We start from the raw sequence: 21,364 nt of genomic DNA, 5'->3' as shown, positions 1-21,364 counted from the left end.
GATGCTCGCTTTCCATGGGACGAGATTCTTTCGCCTCCTCGGCAAGCCTGCGGGGTCTTTAGCCTTCCCTCTTATCCCATAGGAGTCGAGCACACCTTTTGTTCCAATAACTTATTCATAAAAAAAGTATGTCATAAATCCTAATCAAATAGCCTTTACTTAGAGTAACCTAACAGTTGTTTATTAATCAGTTTGTAGGTCAATTAATATCTAACATTAATTAAACTAATCAATTGAATTTGTTTTTCTAAAAATTAGCTTATAACTTTTTAACTTCTGAAAAAAACATTTCTAGTGTTATTGGAATCATAAAATTACTCAAAAAAAGTAATATCATGTTTCTTTCCACTACAGGATGCTTGCCTTTAAGTGTAGCGAGATTTTGTAGCTACCTTGCCACCTTTGTCCTGCAAGTCTTTTAGCCCCTTCTCTTAGCCGTTCTGTTAATCCCACAGGAGCCCCGAGAATCTCACGAAGCTTTATTAATTTAATATGACATTGTTAATACGCTAAAATAAGCACTTCTTAAACGAAAGTGCTTTTCTTTATTTTAATTACATACAATTAACTAGAAAATAACTGATGAGGTGAAAATTTTGTATAAAAACAATCGGCCATTATCCTTTCATCCAAGAAGATACGATTTTAATGAACTTTCAAAAGATATTAGTTTATTAGTACAAGAATTTCCTTTTCTTCGTCTAAATACGATTGGAAACAGCGTTTTAAATCAGCCTATATATGAGATTCAAATTGGAAATGGACATAGAAAGGTACATTGGAATGGATCGTTTCATGCAAATGAATGGATTACAACTTGTGTAATCATGAAAATGCTATTTTGGATATGTAACACTTTAACAACTGAGGAGTTGCCATTTCATAAAGAATTAGTAGCTTTATTTAATGAGAATACGTTGTCGATTGTCCCTATGGTTAATCCTGATGGGGTAAATTTAGTTATAAATGGAGCTGTTGAACAAAGTGATTATATGAAATTTGTTCATAAAATTAACGAAGGAAATGATGGGTTTACTGGATGGAAAGCAAATATAAGAGGTGTTGATTTAAACAATCAATTTCCTGCACATTGGGAGTTTGAAAAAGAAAGAAAGAAACAAAAAACATTCTCTCCTAGAGACTACCCTGGAGATGCTCCATTAACTGAACCAGAAACAATCGCTATGAGTAATTTAGCAATTGAAAGGAAATTTGATCTTCTTTTGGCTTTGCATACTCAAGGTAAAGAATTTTATTGGGGCTATGACAATCTTGAACCGCCTATCTCGGAAGTCTATGCCAATTATTTTTCTAGTATCAGCCCGTATAAGGCAGTAAAAACAATTGATAGCCATGCAGGTTATAAGGATTGGTATATACAAGATTTTCGGAAACCAGGATTTACACTTGAATTAGGTAAAGGAATAAACCCATTGCCACTTTCTATGTTTGAATCCATTTTTTCCGAGACGTTTCCAATTCTGTTAGCATCATTATTTAATTTAGAAAATATCCAATCATCTTTAAAATAAAAAAGCTGACAAATTTGTCAGCTTTTTTATTTTAGAACATGTTTTCTATATGTAGAAATTTGTTCGTTGCATAATAAAATAAATTTTATAAGTGCGCTGGTGGATAACCGTTATGTAAAATTGTCATAATGGCAAACCAAGCAAATAAAACTAATGTAACACCAGACCAAAAAACAGCTAAAAAGTTCTTATTCTTTAATGATCCTATTAATGCTGGAACACATAGAATAGCTACTAGTATAAAAATAATAACTGTACCCATTGTAAACCCCCTATAAATTTCTTCAAGCAACCCCTGTTTGCTATCACATCATTATTATTGTAAAACTTTTGTGAACAATTGTCTATTTGAAATTAAGTGCTAAAACAAAATTATGATATAGTATTATATAGATTAAAAAGAAAGCAGGGTATGAATATGAATGTTTTACAATTACCATTAGGTCCATTACAAACTAATTGTTATATCTTAAGTAATGATATGAATGAAGCGATTATTTTTGATCCGGGAGAAGAAGCACATGTAATCTTTAATGTTATTGAAGAAAATAAATTAAAGCCATTAGCAATTCTTTTAACCCATGCTCATTTTGATCATATTGGGGCTGTTGATGATGTGCGTGATGAATATAATATACCCGTTTATATTCATAAATATGAAGCAGATTGGCTAACAGATGGACAAAAAAATGGTTCTGAGTTATTTATGAGAAATCAATCAATTTTTGCAAGGGAAGCAGATCACTTGATTGAAAAAGAAGGTAAAATGGAAATTGGTCCTTTCTTATTTTCAATTTTTGAAACTCCAGGCCATTCACCAGGCAGTGTTTCATTTTATTGTAAAGAAATAAAGACAGTATTTTCTGGTGATGCATTATTTGAAGGAAGCATTGGACGAACTGATTTACCTGGAGGGGATCACGATCAGTTGATTAGAAGTATAAAAGGTAAACTTCTTTCTTTACCGGATGATGTCGTTGTATGTAGTGGTCATGGAGAAACTACAACGATTGGTGATGAGAAAAGATATAATCCATTTTTATAATAGGTAATTTGATGAAAAACATAATTATTAATGCGATAAATAACAGCAAAAAAGGTTTTATTACATACGAACAATTTATTTCGTTAGTGCTATATGATCATGAAAAAGGTTATTATCAAATGGCAAATGAAAAAATTGGACGAAAAGGTGATTTCTATACAACAAGCTCAGTAGGTTCAGTATATGGAGAAGTAATTGCAGCATCATTTTGTCGGTTTGTTAAGAATAACCTAATCCAACCTTTTTTTATTGAAGTTGGTGGTGGAAATGGCAGATTCGCCGCAGCCTTTCTTTCGTACTGTGAAAAAAAAGAGCCTGAAATTTATCATAATTTAACTTACTATCTTATAGATGCAAGCCAATATCATCGTAAATTACAAAAAGAATTATTGGCGAACCATTTGAATTGTAAATACTTCTCAAATATAGTAGAAATCGGGCAAATCAATAATGGAATGGTATTTTCAAATGAATTGTTTGATGCTTTACCTGTTCGAGTAGTTGAATTTAATCAAAACGAATGGCATGAGGTAGTAATTGTAATTGATGGACAAAATAATCTGAAAGAAAATCTTGTTAAAATACAAGATGGTGAAATCAGTGATTTTCTAAGTAGATACAATTTTGTTGGGAAAAATGGGCAAAGAGTTGAAATTCCTGTTGGTATGGAAAAAGTATATGGCCTTTTACAATCGAAAATTAGTAAAGGAATCATTTTAACTGTTGATTATGGTTTTACGAGGGAAGAATGGGATGCACCCCATCGAATTAAGGGAAGTTTGCGCGGTTATTACAAGCATGAAATGAAATCAAATATACTAGAGCATTTAGGGCATATGGACATTACAACTCATATTCATTGGGATGAATTAAAAAAGTTCGGATTACAGAATCATATCGAAAATCTATACTTTTCTAACCAAAGAGATGCAATATTAGATTTTGGTATTTTAAATTGGCTTATTACGCATGCTCAGTCAAATCCATTTTCAAGCGAATATAAACAAAATAGAGCTGTACAATCTTTAATTATGCCTGGGGGAATAAGCGATTCCTTCCAATGGCTATTACAAACAAAAGGTATGTCAACAAACGATCTTACTAAGTTGATTGAATTGATTTCATTAAATGAATACAAATAAAAAAACCAGTCATATGACTGGTTTTTCTATTATTCACTAAAGCCTGGTACTAATAAGAAAGTACTATAATATGTAAATCCAATAAAGAACACAGTTAAGTATGCGCCAAAGATATAGATGTACATTCGCTCAGAAAGCTTTAGATAGCCTAATACTACGAAAAATGCTGTTTGACATGCAAAAATAAGTGCAGCTGCTGACATATGTCCAACAAAGAACATTACCGTAAATATAGCTGTCCAGAATCCTAGAACGCGGAACATTCGATCCATCCTAAATCCCCCCATAAAAAATTTCTACCCATTCATTATTATAAAATAAGAAAGTTACAATTGTAAACAATGTATTAATACAATTCTAAATTGATTCTAGAGATAATGAAATAAACCATATCTGATATTATTTTTCTTATTTAATGATTTTCTATACATGATTTGAAAACATACTTTTTGTTTTATGCTATATATTTGATTTTCTTGTACGTTATTTCGGTAAATTAACTTTAGTTTGTAAAAAAATTTTAGCTAAATTTAATATTTACGTTTAGTTACCAAATTTTCATGATTTGATAGCTGAGGGAAACAAAAATATAATTACTCATATAGAAAGGGGGACTAAAAATGGTATCAGTAGAAACAATGGTCGAAGAACTTCTAAAAAAAGCTTGCCATTTTGGGGCATCGGATATTCATTTATTACCAAAAAAAGATGATGTACAAATTTTTTTTCGTGTGGATGGTGAGTTAAAACTGATTCAACGAATAAATAAAGAGAAGTCTAAGAGGATCATCATGCATTTGAAGTTTTTAGGAAGTATGGATATAGGAGAAATTAGACGACCACAGACTGGAATTTTAGTTGTTAACATTAATGAAATTTTATTATCACTTCGCTTGGCCACTTTACCAACCATTATTGATGAATCTATGGTTATTCGTATTCATCCCCAACAAAAAATTGCTCCAATAGAAAGTCTTTCTTTATTCCCATCTACAACTCGTAAGCTTTTGTCTTTATTACATCATTCACATGGGCTAATGATGTTTACAGGTCCAACAGGCTGCGGGAAAACAACAACGCTGTATTCCTTATTACAGTCAGCTAAAAAAGACATAGAAAGAAATATTATCACTTTAGAGGATCCGATAGAAAGGAAATCTGATGAATATTTTCAAGTCCAAGTTAACGAAAAAGCAGGCTTAACATATGCAACTGGATTAAAGGCTATTCTTAGATCTGATCCGGATATAGTAATGGTAGGAGAGATTAGGGATGAAGAAACTGCGAAAATTGCCGTTCGGGCAGCATTGACCGGTCATTTAGTATTAACGACAATTCATTCTAATAACACAAAAGGTGCATTATATCGAATGTTAGAGCTTGGAATTCCAAAGGAGGAACTATTTCAGGCAATGGTTGCTATCGTTTCTCAAAGATTAGTTCCAATAAAATGCCGTTTTTGTGAAGGGGATTGTGAACCAAATTGTTTTGTAAATCGAAATCACAGAAGATTAGGGGTATATGAATTGCTATATGGGAATGCTCTAAATTCGGTTATTAATGAATTTAGAGGGATACAAGAAGAAGTTCAATTATCTACTTTAAATGATCAACTCATTAAAGGTTATGCATTAGGTTTTATTGATAACAAACATTTGGACCGAAGTGTAATCTATGGATAAATTTTTTAATAAAAGAAAATTAACTTATATTGAACAGGCTAAGTTATTAAAAATATTAGGAGAACTTTTACAAAAAGGTTATCCTTTAATACAAGCAATTGAATTCTTAACGATTCAATTCCCAGATGACCTAAAAGAATTGATTTATAAAGCTAAAATAGCTTTGGTGGAAGGAGGATCATTCATCGATTTTGCTAAAATGCTTGGCCTTCATCAAGATGTGCTCGTTTACTTGTATTATGCAGAAAAGCATGGTGATTTGTCCTTAGCGCTAGGTGAAGGCAGTTATATGCTTACAAAAAAGATTCAACATAGAGCTTACATAAGAAAAATCATGGGATATCCTTTTTTTTTAATCACAATATTGTTGCTAATTTTGTTTTTGTTTAGAAATATAATCATTCCCCAATATGAAATGCTATTTTCAACATTCCATTCTAATCAGAACTCTTTTATTTTCATCTATCTTCAAGTTATAAAAAAATTACCTTCAATTATGTTTTCTTCCCTTTTCCTAATTGGTTTGACCGTCTATGGATACTTATTTGCAATTAATAAATTAAATTCAAACGAGAGGATGGATAAATTAATTCAAATCCCGTTAGTTAGGAAGTATTTAATTACGATGAATACTTATGAATTTTCAATGCAGTTAAGCATATTATTACATGCTGGTTTTCCCATAGTTGATGCACTAAAAACAATGCAGAATAATGATAGTAGGGCATTTATTAAAGAAAAAGCAGTAGTTTTCTACAATCAAATATTAAACGGAATTTCTATGCAAGAAGCATTTAAAAATGAACGTGCATTCCATAGAGATATAATATTTGTGATTGAACATGGGATGAACAATAGTACCCTTAGTAAAGAACTTGCTGATTATGCTGATTATTTAAAGGAGAGTATAGAAGCTTATTTTCACAGATCGATAAGGATCATTCAGCCAATTATTTTAATCTTAATTTCATCAAGTATTCTATCACTGTATATAGCCATCTTGTTTCCTATGTTTCAATTGATGAACAATATCTAGGAGGAGTTAGTTTGAATGAAAAAGGATTTACGCTAATTGAAATGTTAATTGTTTTATTTATCATTTCACTTCTTTTATTACTAGTGATACCAAATTTAGGAAAACAGCAACAGTCGATTCAAACGAAAGGATGCTCTGCACTTCAAAAAATGGTTCAGTCAAGTGTTGAATCATATCGATTAGAAAATGAACAATTACCTGAGAGTTTATCAGTCTTAAAAGAACAGGGCTATATAACATCATATAAATGCAATAATAAAGTTGAATTATCGTATGACAAAGCAACTGGAACCGTATCAATACCTTAAAAAAAGGGTGGATAATTCGTTTGGTTTTACATTTGTTGAGATGTTATTAGTCCTTTCAATAATGATATTGTTATTAATTTTACCGATCAATCAAGTTAGGAAGATTGAAGATGAACAAAAGTTAACATTATTTATTCAAATGCTTCAAAATGATATTTTTCTTGCACAAAGGAACGCAATAATAAAACAAATTCCTACTAGGATTATCTTTTATCAAAATAAATATGAAATGGAAGATAATTTACTAAATCCTCCTGTAGTCATTCGAAATTTTGACAAATCAATTAAGATAACTAACCTTACGTTAAAACCTCCATTAAGATTTAACTCCGATGGTAATATCTCAAGCTCTGGAACGATTTCAATTAAATATAAAAAAGCTGAATATATCGTTACTTTTTATTTAGGAAGTGGTCGATTTAAATATGATCGGAAATGAAAAAGGATTTACATTTATAGAGGCAGTTATTTCTTTAAACTTACTAATTATTTTTTGTATTATGATCGTTCCTTCAATGTCATTATTTTTACAAGAAAAAGATAACATAACGATTAGCCATATGGCAGATGACTTATTAACAGATATGGTTCATCTTTATTTTATGAACAGAGAAGATTTTAAAGAGGGCTTCTATACAAAGAATGGCAGAGAGTTTTTCGTAATAATAAACGCTAGAAATAATTTTAATTCGATTTGTGTTACTTGGACTGATCGAAAAAAGGAAAGTGAAATATGTGAAGAAATTAAAGAATGAAAAAGGGTTTACTTTACTCGAAACACTTTTTTCACTTGTTTTATTTTTAATGATTATTTCTATATCCACTTCAAGTATAAAAAGCTTTGTTAAACGAAATTACAGTTATGAATCCGTAAATAGATTAGAATTAGACAATTTTATAAAAGAAGTTCAAAAAGAGGCAAACAAAAGTATAGGTTTTACAGTTCATTCCGACCTTCTTCTTTTTGAAGAGTTTAATCAAGTTACGATTAGTTATCGAAAATATGCAACGATTATTCGTCGACAAAGGCTTGGATTAGGACATGAAATCGTACTTCAGAATATAAGGGATATAAAGTTTGAACAAATAAGTGAAAGGCAAATCCTAGTAAAAGTAATCGATTTAAATGGTGGAATTTATGAAAAAACTATTCGGATGTTTATCAATTAAATTTAAAATACTTGGTGAAAATGGAGTGTATTTACCTTACACGATCTTTATGATAAATATTTTACTAATTTTTTTTCTAATACAAATAGATATTTTTCATTCGTTCAATACCTTTTATTCTTATACGAGAAATCAAAACAAACTAGACCGGGTACATTCACAAGCAATTTACGATTTAAAACATGGTAATTTACCACTTCAAGGAAATACAGTAAAGTATTATAATAATACAAAAATTATATTGAATACTTATTTAGTTGCAAATGATGAATATCATGTAACTTTAACTAGTAGTAATTCAAAAATAAAAAAATATGTAGTTCAATTTAAATATAAAAAAAGTACAAATCAAGTATCGGATTGGATCGATTAATTTGGAGGATGAAATGGAATCAATTTATTTAGTAGGATTTATGGGGTGTGGTAAGACGACTGTTGGAAAGGAATTAGCTAAAAGAGTAAATAAAAAATTTATTGATTTAGACGAGGAGATTGTTTTTCAAACAGGCAAAAGCATACCAGAATTGTTTAATGAGTTTGGTGAAAGCGGTTTTCGCGATATAGAAACACAAGTATTAAAAAATTTACCATCAAAAAAAATGATCACTTCAACAGGTGGTGGAATCATTCTTCGTGATGAAAACATTGGATATATGAAAGAAACTGGCAAAATAATTTATCTTGAAACTCCAATTGAAATAATATACGAAAGAATCCATTTGGATTCTAACCGACCAAATGCTGTAAATCGAACGATTGAAGAACTAACGGAACTGTTTCAAAAGAGAGAATCACAATATAAAAAAGCAGATTATGAAATTTCAACGAATAATTTAACACCAATTGAAATTGCGTTGGAAATCATTGACTGTTTAAATTATTCAAAAGGAGGAGATAGTAGAAATAAGTGATAAGAAAGTAAGGTGATTTCTATTGAAAACAAATGATTATGTAAAATATATGACAGAACAATTTATTAATTATATCGATCAACCAAAAGAAAAACGTGATTCAATAAAACAAGAAAAAGAAGAGTTGAAGGCACCATTTTCTACTAACATGTTTGGAATGTTACCATTAAGTCTAGCTTTATTAATGAAAAAAGTTCAAAATCGTAAAGACAAAGAAAAGAAAAGTATTTAGTTAATAAGACTGATTTCAATTAAAGAAGTCAGTCTTTATTTTTTGGCAGTAGAAAGAAAAGGAGAGAGGAACAATCGCTTAGATATCCCTCTTTCCCTAATCCCCACATAAAAGCCTCCTTTAATTTAACTTATTCATTGTGTTTGGTGATAGATAAAAAAGCCCACCATTAATTGCATCAACATGAATAATTGGTTCGTAAAGTTCTTTCAGTGCATTGAATTCAACATGGTAATTTTCAGGTTTTTCTTCATCAGCTTCATAAAATTGATTTAATAAATCTAAATCATGTTGCCATCTATTCCTTGCTTCTTCAGCCCATAACGTATCTTCTTTTTCAATTATGTTTCGAAGTAATTGTTCCATTCGATTTAAACCACTTATTGGTTTTATCAAAGGTGACATGGAATAACAAAAATCAGGTATTTTAGAGTTGAATTGGATTTTTTCAAGTTTTGTATGAAAATCTTCAATAATTCTTCCGGAAATTAAATGGATTCCAAAAGAATATAAATAATCTTTTTTATGATCACATGTAAAAGAAACCTGATAGTTAACAGCTAACCAAGGGTGTAATGCAATTTGTTGGCCCATAGGTGCTTTTGTGTCTTCATAAAGTCTAATTGACTGTCCTAGATCATTAACGATTGAGAAAATTTGGTGAAGGCGGGGCGACCCAAAATGAATTTGTTCACCTTTAAGATCTTCAGGTGCATTATCACTATCTGTAATCAATGTTAACTTCATTGGATTTGGGATACCGCCTGTTTTTTCTAAATAATGCCAATAGAAAGGACGATTCATTAATTTTTTATCCATCTCAATTGTTAATTGTATTTCTAAATATGTTGGTGTTTTCTGTAGAATTTCACAATCATTATGTCTGAAAAAGTATTCGATATAATCATGGATTTCATGTTGCTGCATAACTATCACCTGCTTGTTTATGTTGCTGTAATTGAATGATTGACGTTAAATTTTCCATTTTAATTTTCATTTCGCCTTCAGTTTTAGAGTGAATAAATATTTCATTCATATGAGCTTCAAAATCTTTATAAGGAATTCTAGTTAGAATATCATCCAGTTCACCAATGACACGCTCAAATAAATTGATTTTTTCATAAAGTAGTCTTAGTATGTGTTCTTCAATTGAGCCAACGGTCGCAAAGTTATAAATACTTACATCCTCTGTTTGTCCAAGTCGATGTATACGTCCTATTCTTTGTTCTAGCCTCATAGGATTCCAAGGAAGGTCATAATTAATCATATTTGAACAAAATTGTAAGTTAATACCTTCACCACCAGCTTCGGTTGCTATTAGCACCTGTACACGATTTTTAAATAATTCTTTCATCCAATCTTTCTTACCTCGTTTAAAACCACCCCGAAATGGTACAGATGTAATACCGTTTTGCTTTAATAACCATTGCAAATACAACTGCGTTGCACGATATTCAGTAAAAATAATTACTTTATCATTTATTTTTTTAATTAGTTCAATTACTTTATTTGCTTTTGAATTAGACGTAATTTGATTAATTTGATGAAAAATTTTCTCGATATAAGGATCGTTAATATCAATATTTTCTTTTTCAAATCTTTGAAGCATTTTTTTCATTGATACATAAACAGCTTCACGACTACTACAAGCCTCACGCTTAAATGTTAAAAAGGAGAATGCTGAGGTTACCCCAGTATATTGTGATTTCTGCCATTCATCGATTAAATCATAAAGCTTTTGTTCTTCTTCATTAAAATTAATTAATACTGTTTCTACCTTTCGCTTTGTCCACTCGATGCCTGTATCTTGTCTACGATTTCGAACCATTACTTTTCCGATTAGTTCTCGTAATAAGTCTTCATGCTCTAGTGAGCGGTTCTTAGCAGAAAAATATTCTTCAAAACTAGATTTATTTCCTAAATGGCCAGGTTTTAATAAAGAAACTAAATGGAAAATTTCTTCTATGTTATTTTGAACTGGTGTAGCAGTAAGCAGTAAACAATATTTCTTTTTAAGATGTTGTACAAACTCATAGTTTTTTGTTTTATTATTTTTAAGTTTATGAGCTTCATCGATAATGACGAGATCATAGTTGATACCTAATATTTTTTCTCGATGAGGATCTCTTTTTGCGGTATCAATAGATGATACAACAACATCACAGCTATCCCAGACATAGTTCTTTTTTTGTTGTGCGATTGCTGGAATATGAAATTTTGTATTTAATTCAAAGGTCCACTGTGATACAAGTGATGCAGGAACTAGTATAAGTACCTTATTAACTAAACCACGAATCATGTATTCTTTTAAAATTAAACCTGCCTCAACTGTTTTACCTAATCCTACTTCGTCAGCTAAAATTGCTTTTCCATTCATTTTTTCAATTACAGTCGTAGCTACATCTAATTGATGAGGAAGTGGCGTTAAATTTGGTAAATGAGTAGGAGCAATCATACCTGTAAAAGATGGAATTGCTAATTTTGTAGAAGTATGATAGGCAAGCTTATAATTCTCCCAATTTGACCATGGTCCATCATTCTCAAGCTTATCTATGAACTCTTCTTGCCATTCTGTATGGAATTTAATCTCAATTGACATGTAAACCTCACCTATTTCATTTTTATATTGGTTAATCATGAACGTTATAGTAAAATTACTGCTATAATGTTCGTTGTTTTATTTTTAAAAAAATTCACTTTGATATTGCTGAAACTTGTCGTTTAATGTTAGGATAATAGTGTAGAAAAAAGTAAAAATTTATTATTCTTTTATTAAACAAAAAACTCTTATTGTTAAGAAAAAACAGTTAACTAATATAGTTTGATAATATTTTCTTGTTTTCTACTAGTTTTTCCGAAAATATACAAAATATGTAAATTATTTAATGGTTAGCTGGACGAACTATTAATTTAGTTTTCCATCATGCTAGCATGTAGATAAGGGGGAAATGGCTACATGACGACTTTATTACGCACACCATTGTTTGAAGATTACAAAGTATTAGGTGGTAAAACAATTGATTTTGGTGGCTGGGAGCTACCTGTGCAATTTTCGAGCATTAAAGAAGAACACGAAGCTGTTCGTACAGCAGCTGGTTTATTTGATGTTTCTCACATGGGAGAAATTGAAGTAACTGGTAAAGATAGTCTTAAATATTTACAAAAAATGATGACAAATGATATTTCAAAATTAAATGAAGAAGGCGCATTATATACAGCAATGTGCTATGAAAATGCTGGAACGGTAGACGACTTACTAGTTTATAAGTATAACGATGAACACTATTTATTAGTTGTAAATGCGTCTAATATTGAAAAAGATTTCGCATGGTTAATTTCACATGTTGAAGGTGATGTAAAAGTAGTTAATAAAAGTAATGAAGTTGCACAATTAGCTCTTCAAGGGCCAAAATCTGTTGCAATTTTACAACGTTTAACGAATGAGAACGTTGCTGATATTAAATATTTTACTTTCAAAGATAATGTATTAATTGGTGATTTAAATGTTTTAGTTTCACGTACAGGCTACACAGGTGAAGATGGATACGAATTATACTTAGCTGCAGAAGATGCTTCTAAGCTTTGGACTTTACTTTTAGAAGCAGGTAAGGAAGACGGTTTAAAACCATGTGGATTAGGTGCTCGTGATACACTTCGTTTCGAAGCAGCTCTAGCATTATATGGTCAAGAGCTAACTAAAGACATTACTCCATTAGAAGCTGGTATCGGCTTTGCTGTGAAATTAAATAAAGAAGAAGATTTCTTCGGTAAAGAAGTTCTGAAAAATCAAAAAGAGCAAGGTGTACCTCGTAAACTTGTTGGAATTGAAATGATTGACAAAGGTATTCCAAGAACTCACTATCCTGTATATGTAAACGGGGAAGTAATTGGTGAAGTAACAAGTGGTACGCAATCTCCAACATTAAAGAAAAATATTGGACTTGCATTAATCAAATCTGAATTTTCTGCTTTAGGTACTGAACTTGAAGTTGAAATTCGAAATAAAAAATTAAAAGCAGTAGTAGTTTCAAAACCATTTTACAAAAGAGAGAAGAAGTAACTAGGGGGAGAAAGGGGATTACCTTAATGCATCGTTATTTACCAACGACAGAGCAAGATCGTCAAGAGATGTTAAAAGTAGTAGGTGTTTCATCAGTTGATGAATTATTTAGTGATATTCCTGAAAAAGTTCGATTTAATGGATTATTAAATATTAAAAAAGCAAAATCTGAATCTGATTTATTAAAAGAATTAACTGAATTAGCTAATAAAAATGCCAATTTAAAAGAGTATGTATCTTTCTTAGGAGCGGGTGTTTATGATCACTACTTACCAACTGTTGTAGATCATGTAATTTCACGTTCAGAGTTCTATACAGCTTACACTCCATATCAACCTGAGATTTCTCAAGGTGAACTTCAAGCAATTTTTGAATTCCAAACAATGATTTGTGAATTAACAGGTATGGATGTAGCAAACTCGTCAATGTATGACGGTGGTACTTCTTTAGCAGAAGCAACTACTTTAGCAGCAGGTCACAATGGTAAAAAACGTATTTTAGTATCAAAAGGTGTTCATCCACAATCACGTGAAGTTATCTTATCTTATGCTAAAGGTCAACACTTAGAGGTTGTTGAAATTGGCATTAAAGATGGAAGAACTGATATTGAAGAATTAAAAAATGAAATGAATGACAATGTAGCATGTGTTGTTGTTCAATATCCTAACTTCTATGGACAAGTAGAAGAATTAGCTGAAATCGAACCAATTGCACATACTGGTAAAAGTTTATTCGTTGTTTCAAGTAACCCATTAGCATTAGCAGCTTTAACTCCTCCAGGTGAATTTGGAGCAGATATCGTTGCTGGTGACGCGCAAACATTTGGTATTCCTACTCAATTTGGTGGACCTCACTGCGGATACTTTGCAACTACTACTAAATTAATGCGTAAAATGCCAGGTCGCTTAGTTGGTCAAACTGTTGATGGTGAAGGTCGTCGCGGATTTGTATTAACACTTCAAGCTCGTGAACAACATATCCGTCGTGATAAAGCAACTTCAAATATTTGTTCTAACCAAGCGCTTAATGCATTAGCAGCTTCAGTTGCAATGACAGCTCTTGGAAAAAATGGTGCTGTAGAAATGGCAATGCAAAATATTGCTCGTACTCAATATATGAAGAAAAAATTAATTGAAAACGGTATCTCAGTTGTATTCCAAGGTGCTGCATTCAACGAACTTGTAATTGATGTAAAACAAAACGTATCTGAAGTCAATAAACAATTATTTACTAAGAAAATTATCGGTGGTTATGACTTAGCAAAAGTTGAACCTACTATGGCAAATCATATGCTAATCGCAGTAACTGAATTACGTTCTAAACAACATATTGATACATTTGTAGAAGAATTAGCATTATTAGTAGACGGAAAGGGGATTCAACATGCTGAAGGATCAACCGTTAGTTTTTGAGATAAGTAAAGAAGGTCGTATTGCATATAGTCTTCCTACAATGGATGTAGAAGAAATTGATATTAATGAAGTTATTCCAAGTGCGTATATCCGTAAAGAAAAAGCGGAATTACCAGAGGTTTCTGAATTAGATTTAATGCGCCATTATACTGCGTTATCTAAACGTAATCATGGTTTAGATTCAGGGTTCTATCCACTTGGATCATGTACGATGAAATACAATCCAAAAATCAATGAAGCTGTAGCACGTTTCGCAGGTTTTGCACATATTCATCCACTTCAAGATGAATATACAGTGCAAGGTGCTCTTGAATTAATGCATGAGCTTCAACAAGAATTAAAAGAAATTACTGGTATGGATGAAGTAACGTTACAGCCAGCTGCAGGTGCACATGGTGAGTGGACTGGATTAATGATTATCCGTGCTTATCACGAAAGCCGCGGTGACTTCAACCGTACTAAAGTAATCGTACCTGACTCTGCTCACGGTACAAACCCAGCATCAGCTACTGTAGCAGGCTTTGAAACAATCACTGTTAAATCTAATGAAAAAGGTTTAGTTGACCTTGATGATTTACGTCGTGTAGTTGATGAGAATGTTGCAGCATTAATGCTTACAAACCCTAATACATTAGGTCTTTTCGAAGAAGATATTTATGAAATCTCTGAGATCATCCACGCTGCTGGTGGTAAAGTTTACTATGATGGAGCAAACTTAAATGCTGTATTAAGTAAAGCACGCCCAGGAGACATGGGATTTGACGTAGTTCACTTAAATCTTCATAAAACATTCACTGGTCCTCACGGTGGAGGTGGTCCTGGTTCTGGTCCTGTTGGAGTTAAAGCAGATTTAATTCCTTACTTACCAGCACCAATCGTTGAGAAGGTCGGAGATGAGTACGTATTAAATTCAGACCGTCCAGAAACAATTGGTCGTGTTAAACCTTTCTTCGGAAACTTTGGAATTAATGTAAGAGCATATACTTATATTCGTTCAATGGGTCCTGAAGGATTAAAACAAGTAACTGAAGATGCGGTACTAAACGCTAACTACATGATGCGTCGTTTAGAGCCTCATTTCGATCTACCATTCGATCGTCATTGTAAGCATGAGTTCGTTTTAAGTGGAAAACGTCAAAAGAAATTAGGTGTTCGTACTTTAGATATTGCTAAACGCCTATTAGACTTTGGTTACCACCCACCAACAATCTACTTCCCTTTAAACGTGGAAGAGTGTATCATGATTGAACCAACTGAAACAGAATCGAAAGAAACTTTAGATGCGTTCGTCGATGCAATGATTACAATTGCTAAAGAAGCTGAAGAAAATCCAGAAATCGTTCAAGAGGCTCCACATACAACTGTTGTAAGTCGTCTTGACGAAACTTTAGCAGCTCGTAAACCTGTATTACGTTATATTAAAGCATAAATCAAAAAGTTCCCTCATCGAAGGGAACTTTTTTTATGGACATATTTCTGAATAGTAATATAGAATCTGATCAAAATGCAACCGTGTTTTTGGAACGTCTTAATATCTATTTAATCCGATTGATCCGACCATCAAATGCCTGGACCAATGGTTGCTTTTGTTCCTTCACATAATCTTCAAATGCATCAAAGTCTGTTTTACCTACTACTTTATTTTTACCTGATAGAAATATCGAGAAATTGTCACCGCCATTAGCAAGATAGCTATTAGTAGTGACAGTATAACTAGTTTGTGGGTTAATTGGGGTACCATCTGTTCGCATGATATTAATCACTTTTTGACCAGAATCTTTTGTATTATCCCAAGTATATTTTAAACCTGATATTTGTAGCATCCGAACACTATTATGTTCCTGCCATTGCTGATTGAGAAGTTCCCGGATTTGTTGACCAGTTAATGTCATTTTAACGAGTTTAATTTTAAAGGGTTGGATCGTGAACAATTCATCCAAAGTTACATCCCCTTTTGGAAGATCAGCACGTATTCCACTAAAGTTCATAAATGCGAAATCAGACTTCATTGCAAGTCGTTGTGAATCTGCAATCATATTTCCTAAACTAGATTCTCCATTATGATTCTTCTTACTTAAAATGTCGTTTACAGCTTTTCCAACGACTTTATTTACGATCGGTTCAATTTTAGATTCATAATTTTGTATCATTTTTTTAATTTCAAGATCTGGTTTAATAACATCTTGGTAGACCATTTTTATACGTGCCTTTTTGTTTACAATTTCTTTCGTATTAGGATCAATTGTTAACTGAATATCGGAGAAAGATGTTCCATAAGAGTAAGATTGAACAATCAGCTTTCCGTCTACTTCTTTGTTAAGATAAGTATGTGTATGTCCAGAAATTATTACGTCAACTTCATCATCCATTTTTTTTGCCATTCTAACGATTTCACCTGTAGCATTTCCATTTACTTTGGACTGATTTCCACCATTATGTGCCAGCACTACAATCGTTTTTACACCTTGTTTTTTAAGTGTTTTTACTGAATGATTGATTGCTTTTACTTCATCAATAAACTTTACGCCATCTGTTTTATTTGGTGGTGCAATCTTTGGAGTATCTTTAATTACGACGCCAATAAATCCAATCGGTACGCCATTAATATTTTTTATACTGTATGGAGGCAGAAGGGTCTTACCAGTTTTATCGTCGATAACGTTGGCACATATATACGGAAAATTTGCCCCAGTAAAATAACCAGTTTTTTGATTGTTTCCTCCTCGGATCAACCTCAACATTTCATTCACACCACGATCGAATTCATGATTTCCTAGAGTCCCATAGTCAAAACCCATCTTGTTTAATACTTCAATTGTAGGTTCATCCTGAAGAAATGAAGAGATTGGAGGACTTCCACCAACCATGTCACCAGCATGAACTAAAATAGTGTTTTTGTTTTCTTTTTTCTTCTGATTCAAATATGCGGAAAGATATGCTACTCCGCCAACATATCTGCCGTTAAATTTTCGAGTCGTATCTAATTGTCCATGAAAATCATTAATGCCAAGTAATTGTACTTGAATGAAACGGTTCTTATCTTTCTTGGTGTTAATAGGAATGTTTCTAGCAGCCGGATTACCAGAAACCATAAATACTCCTGCAGATACTGTAGTCGTAAGAACAAAAGCAAGAACTGCTTTTTTCAATGCGTTCCAATTCAATATATTCTCCCTCCTAAATCGCTAGTAGGTTACTTACTAAGCATAGGGAAGGATTGTTAAAGTTACTTTGCCCTAGTGTGAATTTTCAGTTAAATTTAAAAACTGGCTATTAATACGCACCTAAAAAAATTAAATATTTTTAAAATTATTTTTAATTGCATTTTTATACAATATTAAAAAGGATCAAAAGTAATATAAGGCATAAAAGAAGAACTGGGGAGGAGGAGGGGCTAAAGAGTAATAGAGTCTTTAAAAACTACTAGTATACCTTTACCCTTGCTTTCTCCATTATCTATATTTAATTCCTTGCTTTTAATAAACCTAAACTATACCCTAAAGAATCTACAATTTCTTATTGCCATTCTTTTCACTTGATTGAATAAATACCCACAACAATATCAAATTCTTTTTGTAACATACTAAAATTTCTCAAAAAACTTATTATTTGGTGTTGATTTTTTCTCACATAAGGAGGATAATTGTTACATTATTTTTAACTGAAAATTAACTAAATTAGGGGTAATAAAAATGAAAATCGTAAAATTTGGTGGGTCTTCATTAGCCACTTCGGGACAAATTGAAAAAGTATTTCAGATTGTTACATCAGATGTTGAGCGTAAAATTATCGTTGTATCTGCACCAGGTAAAAGATTTCCAGATGATATCAAAGTTACCGATTTACTAATTAGTTGCGCACAACTTGCTCTACAGGGAAAGGATTATTCGAAAGAATTCCATCAAATTATTCAAAGGTATTCTGAAATTGCAAATGGATTAGGTTTATCTGAGGATATTATGAATGAAATTTCACTAGGTATCGAACTTTCTTTAAGTAGTGAAAAGGATCATCCTGCAAGATATATGGATGCTGTTATGGCATGTGGGGAAGATAATTGTGCTAGATTAGTAGCGTCATATTTTCAGTTAAAAGAACTTGAGGCAAGTTATATTAATCCAAAAGAAGCAGGTTTATTTGTTACAAATGAACCAGGACATGCCCAAGTTTTAGCGAAAAGCTATGAGAACTTATTTGAATTGAGAAAAAAATCTGGAATTCTTATTTTCCCAGGATTTTTTGGCTATTCAGAAGATGGACATATCGTTACATTTTCTCGCAGTGGCTCAGATATTACTGGTTCTGTTGTTGCCAACGGAGTTAAAGCTACTTTATATGAAAACTTTACTGATGTTGATGCAGTTTTTTCTGTAAATCCTACGATTATTCGTAATCCAAAGGAAATTAAGGAATTAACTTATCGAGAAATGAGAGAGTTATCATATGCAGGCTTTAACGTATTTCATGACGAAGCATTGATCCCTGCCTTTCAAGCTGGAATTCCAGTAAACATTAAAAATACGAATAATCCAATAGCTCCCGGTACACGAATCGTTAAGGAACGTACGTTATCAAACGGTCCTTTAATTGGGATCGCGAGTGATAATGGATTTTGTAGTATATATATAAGCAAGTATTTAATGAACAGAGAAATAGGATTTGGGCGTAAATTATTGCAAATACTTGAGGATTATCAGATTTCATATGAGCATCAGCCAAGTGGAATTGACGATATTTCGATTATTATTCGTCAAAATCAATTACCAGTTGAATTAGAACTTCAAATTATTAATCGGATCCAAGATGAATTAGATGCTGACCATGTGGTCGTTGAAAGAGACCTTGCTTTGATCATGTTAGTAGGTGAGGGGATGCGTCATAATGTTGGTACTACTGCAAGAGCGAGTAAGGCGTTAGCAAATGCGGGAATAAATATTGAAATGATAAACCAAGGTTCTTCTGAAGTAAGTATGATGTTTGGAGTAAAATCATACGACGAGAAAAATGCAGTACAAGTTATTTATGAAGAATTCTTCTCAAAAGTGTCATCTAACTAATTTAATTAAATATAGATGAATAGAATGAACAACTAACGTAATTCCATAAAATGGAATACATAAGGAGTATAAGAATATGACAGAAAAAGAAATACAATTACTTCAGTGTATTGAACAAAATGGACGCTTAAGTAATGACGTGATAGCAAAAATGATTGGAGCTACAGAAGAAGAGGTAGCTGATATATTAACAAAATTTGAAAACGATCGTATTATTCTTCAATATATTACGCTTATTGATTGGGGAAAAGTTCCAGTTCAAGAAAGTATAACTGCTATGATTGATGTAAAAGTAGCTCCAAAACGTGGCGTAGGGTTTGATGAGATTGCTGAAAAAATCTATTTATACCCAGAAGTTAAATCAGTTTATTTAATGTCCGGAACATATGACCTATCAGTTGTAGTTGAAGGGAAAACAATGACATCAATTGCATCATTTGTATCCCAAAAACTATCGACTTTAGAATCTATCTTATCAACGACTACCCATTTTATTTTAAAACGTTATAAACATGATAGTATCGTATACGGTCAAAAACAAAGTGATAAGCGTATGGTGATCACGCCATGAGTAAATTTAATTTATCAAATACAGTAACTACACTACAACCATCTGGGATTCGAAAATTTTTTGATTTAGCGGCTAGTATGGATAATGTCATTTCACTTGGAGTAGGTGAACCTGATTTTGTCACGCCTTGGAATGTTAGGGAAGCTAGTATTTATTCGTTAGAAACAGGACATACGGCATACACGTCAAATGCTGGACTGCTAGAATTACGTCAGGAAGTAAGTCGTTATTTTGCTAAGAAATTTGATGTGCATTATAGTCCAGAAGATGAATTAATTATAACAGTAGGGGCAAGTCAAGGGATTGATATTGCTTTAAGAACAATTTTAAATCCTGGGGACGAAGTAATCGTTATTGATCCATGCTTTGTTTCATATGCTCCTTTAGTTTCACTAGCAGGCGGTGTTCCAGTTCATTTATCAACGACGGGAGAAGAAGAGTTTAAAATCAATCTTCAAGCGTTGAAAAAGAAACTTACACCGAAAACAAAAGCGATCTTACTTTGTAATCCTAATAATCCAACTGGTACTCTACTAGAAAAAGAATTATTAGAGGATTTAGCCGTATTTGTTAAAAAACATAATTTAATTGTCATTTCTGATGAAATTTATGCTGAGCTTGTTTATGATGGCGAATATACAAGCTTTGCAAATATCGAAGGAATGCGAGACCATACAATTTTAATTTCTGGATTTTCTAAAACATTTGCAATGACAGGCTGGAGACTTGGAATTGTTGCAGCACCTTCGGACATTATTTCTCATATGCTTAAAGTTCATCAATATGCAATTATGTGTGCACCAACTATGTCACAACATGCTGCAGTTGAAGCACTTCGAAATGGAGATCATGATGTAGAAGCAATGCGACGCAGTTATATGCAACGTCGTAATTTCCTTGTGCAATCTCTTCAAGAAATTGGATTATCATGTCATCTTCCAGGTGGAGCTTTTTATGTATTCCCATCAATACAGAATACGGGCTTAACATCAGAGGAGTTCGCTGAACAATTATTATTAAAAGAGAGAGTAGCGGTAGTCCCGGGAAATGTTTTTGGAGATTGTGGTGAAGGGTTTATTCGATGTTCTTATGCAACTTCATTAAATCAATTAATTGAAGCTACAAAAAGGATTAATCGATTCTTACAGACTCTTCCAACTTACCAACCAACAAATTTTATTAAAGTTGAAAGTAAATAAACGAAAA

General features: G+C 32.2%; 23 protein-coding genes. 18 read left to right on the top strand and 5 right to left on the bottom strand.

From position 1 onward, the window contains the following. The first annotated feature begins 596 nt into the window (after window positions 1-596). On the top strand, window positions 597-1,532 hold the full coding sequence (locus COJ46_RS12655; protein ID WP_176522650.1) for a M14 family metallopeptidase: 936 nt from the start codon (window positions 597-599) through the stop codon (window positions 1,530-1,532). Window positions 1,533-1,617: 85 nt separating this feature from the next. Here COJ46_RS12655 and COJ46_RS12650 read toward each other — a convergent pair whose 3' ends face one another. Continuing rightward, the gene (locus COJ46_RS12650; protein ID WP_097978526.1) at window positions 1,618-1,794 is read right to left on the bottom strand and encodes a DUF2759 domain-containing protein; all 177 of its coding nucleotides are present in this window, start codon (window positions 1,792-1,794) and stop codon (window positions 1,618-1,620) included. Between the two features lie 156 nt (window positions 1,795-1,950). On the opposite strand from COJ46_RS12650, the gene COJ46_RS12645 reads away from it, so the two are divergent. Beyond that, window positions 1,951-2,577, top strand: a complete 627-nt coding sequence (locus tag COJ46_RS12645; protein ID WP_097978527.1) for an MBL fold metallo-hydrolase — start codon at window positions 1,951-1,953, stop codon at window positions 2,575-2,577. 11 nt (window positions 2,578-2,588) lie between these two features. Next, complete coding sequence (locus COJ46_RS12640; RefSeq protein WP_098565982.1) at window positions 2,589-3,719, top strand: SAM-dependent methyltransferase; 1,131 nt, start codon at window positions 2,589-2,591, stop codon at window positions 3,717-3,719. A 29-nt stretch (window positions 3,720-3,748) separates the two neighbouring features. On the opposite strand, the gene COJ46_RS12635 is transcribed toward COJ46_RS12640, so the two are convergent. Then, on the bottom strand, window positions 3,749-3,991 hold the full coding sequence (locus COJ46_RS12635; RefSeq protein ID WP_056475051.1) for a DUF2626 domain-containing protein: 243 nt from the start codon (window positions 3,989-3,991) through the stop codon (window positions 3,749-3,751). A 348-nt stretch (window positions 3,992-4,339) separates the two neighbouring features. On the opposite strand from COJ46_RS12635, the gene comGA reads away from it, so the two are divergent. From comGA to COJ46_RS12590, 9 genes are read left to right on the top strand one after another with little or no spacing between them, the layout of a single operon-like run. Then, on the top strand, window positions 4,340-5,401 hold the full coding sequence (gene comGA, locus COJ46_RS12630) for a competence type IV pilus ATPase ComGA (protein ID WP_097978529.1): 1,062 nt from the start codon (window positions 4,340-4,342) through the stop codon (window positions 5,399-5,401). Continuing rightward, window positions 5,394-6,437, top strand: a complete 1,044-nt coding sequence (comGB, locus tag COJ46_RS12625) for a competence type IV pilus assembly protein ComGB (RefSeq protein ID WP_097978530.1) — start codon at window positions 5,394-5,396, stop codon at window positions 6,435-6,437. Before comGA ends, comGB begins: the two co-directional genes overlap by 8 nt. 11 nt (window positions 6,438-6,448) lie before the next feature. After that, a complete protein-coding gene (gene comGC / locus COJ46_RS12620; protein WP_088010965.1) occupies window positions 6,449-6,745 on the top strand; it encodes a competence type IV pilus major pilin ComGC in 297 nt (98 codons plus the stop codon). Continuing rightward, on the top strand, window positions 6,711-7,184 hold the full coding sequence (comGD, locus tag COJ46_RS12615; protein ID WP_141437834.1) for a competence type IV pilus minor pilin ComGD: 474 nt from the start codon (window positions 6,711-6,713) through the stop codon (window positions 7,182-7,184). The genes comGC and comGD overlap by 35 nt, the downstream gene beginning before the upstream one ends. After that, window positions 7,171-7,500 (top strand): hypothetical protein, encoded by a 330-nt coding sequence (locus COJ46_RS12610; RefSeq protein ID WP_097978532.1) that lies wholly within the window; start codon window positions 7,171-7,173, stop codon window positions 7,498-7,500. Before comGD ends, COJ46_RS12610 begins: the two co-directional genes overlap by 14 nt. Further along, complete coding sequence (gene comGF / locus COJ46_RS12605) at window positions 7,481-7,915, top strand: competence type IV pilus minor pilin ComGF (protein ID WP_098565981.1); 435 nt, start codon at window positions 7,481-7,483, stop codon at window positions 7,913-7,915. The genes COJ46_RS12610 and comGF overlap by 20 nt, the downstream gene beginning before the upstream one ends. After that, window positions 7,884-8,288: a hypothetical protein gene (locus tag COJ46_RS12600; RefSeq protein ID WP_097978534.1), complete on the top strand. Its 405-nt coding sequence runs from the start codon at window positions 7,884-7,886 to the stop codon at window positions 8,286-8,288. The genes comGF and COJ46_RS12600 overlap by 32 nt, the downstream gene beginning before the upstream one ends. Window positions 8,289-8,301: 13 nt before the next feature. After that, entirely contained in the window at window positions 8,302-8,826 is a 525-nt protein-coding gene (locus tag COJ46_RS12595) for a shikimate kinase (RefSeq protein WP_097978535.1), read from the top strand. 22 nt (window positions 8,827-8,848) lie between these two features. Further along, entirely contained in the window at window positions 8,849-9,058 is a 210-nt protein-coding gene (locus COJ46_RS12590) for a YqzE family protein (protein WP_069034113.1), read from the top strand. Window positions 9,059-9,178: 120 nt separating this feature from the next. On the opposite strand, the gene COJ46_RS12585 is transcribed toward COJ46_RS12590, so the two are convergent. Continuing rightward, window positions 9,179-9,985, bottom strand: coding sequence for a YqhG family protein (locus COJ46_RS12585; RefSeq protein WP_097978536.1), 807 nt, complete (start codon window positions 9,983-9,985; stop codon window positions 9,179-9,181). After that, entirely contained in the window at window positions 9,972-11,657 is a 1,686-nt protein-coding gene (locus tag COJ46_RS12580; protein ID WP_097978537.1) for a DEAD/DEAH box helicase, read from the bottom strand. Before COJ46_RS12580 ends, COJ46_RS12585 begins: the two co-directional genes overlap by 14 nt. 357 nt (window positions 11,658-12,014) lie before the next feature. On the opposite strand from COJ46_RS12580, the gene gcvT reads away from it, so the two are divergent. From gcvT to gcvPB, 3 genes are read left to right on the top strand one after another with little or no spacing between them, the layout of a single operon-like run. After that, window positions 12,015-13,118, top strand: a complete 1,104-nt coding sequence (gene gcvT / locus COJ46_RS12575) for a glycine cleavage system aminomethyltransferase GcvT (protein ID WP_069034110.1) — start codon at window positions 12,015-12,017, stop codon at window positions 13,116-13,118. A gap of 26 nt (window positions 13,119-13,144) precedes the next feature. Then, a complete protein-coding gene (gene gcvPA, locus COJ46_RS12570; RefSeq protein WP_097978538.1) occupies window positions 13,145-14,530 on the top strand; it encodes an aminomethyl-transferring glycine dehydrogenase subunit GcvPA in 1,386 nt (461 codons plus the stop codon). Then, window positions 14,502-15,959 carry an aminomethyl-transferring glycine dehydrogenase subunit GcvPB gene (gene gcvPB, locus COJ46_RS12565; RefSeq protein WP_097978539.1) on the top strand — a complete coding sequence of 486 codons (1,458 nt, stop codon included), beginning with the start codon at window positions 14,502-14,504 and terminating at the stop codon, window positions 15,957-15,959. The genes gcvPA and gcvPB overlap by 29 nt, the downstream gene beginning before the upstream one ends. 106 nt (window positions 15,960-16,065) lie before the next feature. Here the strand turns inward: gcvPB and COJ46_RS12560 are convergent, their stop codons facing one another. After that, entirely contained in the window at window positions 16,066-17,622 is a 1,557-nt protein-coding gene (locus COJ46_RS12560) for a bifunctional metallophosphatase/5'-nucleotidase (RefSeq protein ID WP_097978574.1), read from the bottom strand. A gap of 600 nt (window positions 17,623-18,222) precedes the next feature. On the opposite strand from COJ46_RS12560, the gene COJ46_RS12555 reads away from it, so the two are divergent. The 3 genes from COJ46_RS12555 (at window position 18,223) to COJ46_RS12545 (ending at window position 21,357) form a co-directional block, all read left to right on the top strand. Then, complete coding sequence (locus COJ46_RS12555; RefSeq protein WP_097978540.1) at window positions 18,223-19,587, top strand: aspartate kinase; 1,365 nt, start codon at window positions 18,223-18,225, stop codon at window positions 19,585-19,587. A 76-nt stretch (window positions 19,588-19,663) separates the two neighbouring features. Beyond that, window positions 19,664-20,158: an Lrp/AsnC family transcriptional regulator gene (locus tag COJ46_RS12550; protein WP_056475086.1), complete on the top strand. Its 495-nt coding sequence runs from the start codon at window positions 19,664-19,666 to the stop codon at window positions 20,156-20,158. Then, the gene (locus COJ46_RS12545) at window positions 20,155-21,357 is read left to right on the top strand and encodes an aminotransferase (protein WP_097978541.1); all 1,203 of its coding nucleotides are present in this window, start codon (window positions 20,155-20,157) and stop codon (window positions 21,355-21,357) included. The genes COJ46_RS12550 and COJ46_RS12545 overlap by 4 nt, the downstream gene beginning before the upstream one ends. Window positions 21,358-21,364: the final 7 nt, after the last annotated feature.

It is taken from the genome of Bacillus sp. AFS077874 (genome assembly GCF_002566505.1).
Taxonomy (GTDB): domain Bacteria; phylum Bacillota; class Bacilli; order Bacillales; family Bacillaceae_G; genus Gottfriedia.
The sequence above is the reverse complement of the archived record's forward strand: the minus strand, read 5'-3'. Positions and strand labels throughout refer to the sequence as shown.

Coding starts and splice junctions, on each gene's coding strand:
- COJ46_RS12640 (WP_098565982.1), top strand. CDS start 2,589: ATGAAAAACATAATTATTAATGCGATAAATAACAGCAAAAAAGGTTTT.
- COJ46_RS12580 (WP_097978537.1), bottom strand. CDS start 11,657: ATGTCAATTGAGATTAAATTCCATACAGAATGGCAAGAAGAGTTCATA.
- comGB (WP_097978530.1), top strand. CDS start 5,394: ATGGATAAATTTTTTAATAAAAGAAAATTAACTTATATTGAACAGGCT.
- COJ46_RS12645 (WP_097978527.1), top strand. CDS start 1,951: ATGAATGTTTTACAATTACCATTAGGTCCATTACAAACTAATTGTTAT.
- COJ46_RS12555 (WP_097978540.1), top strand. CDS start 18,223: ATGAAAATCGTAAAATTTGGTGGGTCTTCATTAGCCACTTCGGGACAA.
- COJ46_RS12560 (WP_097978574.1), bottom strand. CDS start 17,622: ATGGTTTCTGGTAATCCGGCTGCTAGAAACATTCCTATTAACACCAAG.
- COJ46_RS12545 (WP_097978541.1), top strand. CDS start 20,155: ATGAGTAAATTTAATTTATCAAATACAGTAACTACACTACAACCATCT.
- COJ46_RS12600 (WP_097978534.1), top strand. CDS start 7,884: ATGAAAAAACTATTCGGATGTTTATCAATTAAATTTAAAATACTTGGT.
- COJ46_RS12595 (WP_097978535.1), top strand. CDS start 8,302: ATGGAATCAATTTATTTAGTAGGATTTATGGGGTGTGGTAAGACGACT.
- gcvT (WP_069034110.1), top strand. CDS start 12,015: ATGACGACTTTATTACGCACACCATTGTTTGAAGATTACAAAGTATTA.
- comGD (WP_141437834.1), top strand. CDS start 6,711: ATGACAAAGCAACTGGAACCGTATCAATACCTTAAAAAAAGGGTGGAT.
- COJ46_RS12610 (WP_097978532.1), top strand. CDS start 7,171: ATGATCGGAAATGAAAAAGGATTTACATTTATAGAGGCAGTTATTTCT.
- COJ46_RS12650 (WP_097978526.1), bottom strand. CDS start 1,794: ATGGGTACAGTTATTATTTTTATACTAGTAGCTATTCTATGTGTTCCA.
- gcvPB (WP_097978539.1), top strand. CDS start 14,502: ATGCTGAAGGATCAACCGTTAGTTTTTGAGATAAGTAAAGAAGGTCGT.
- COJ46_RS12635 (WP_056475051.1), bottom strand. CDS start 3,991: ATGGATCGAATGTTCCGCGTTCTAGGATTCTGGACAGCTATATTTACG.
- comGA (WP_097978529.1), top strand. CDS start 4,340: ATGGTATCAGTAGAAACAATGGTCGAAGAACTTCTAAAAAAAGCTTGC.
- COJ46_RS12550 (WP_056475086.1), top strand. CDS start 19,664: ATGACAGAAAAAGAAATACAATTACTTCAGTGTATTGAACAAAATGGA.
- COJ46_RS12585 (WP_097978536.1), bottom strand. CDS start 9,985: ATGCAGCAACATGAAATCCATGATTATATCGAATACTTTTTCAGACAT.
- gcvPA (WP_097978538.1), top strand. CDS start 13,145: ATGCATCGTTATTTACCAACGACAGAGCAAGATCGTCAAGAGATGTTA.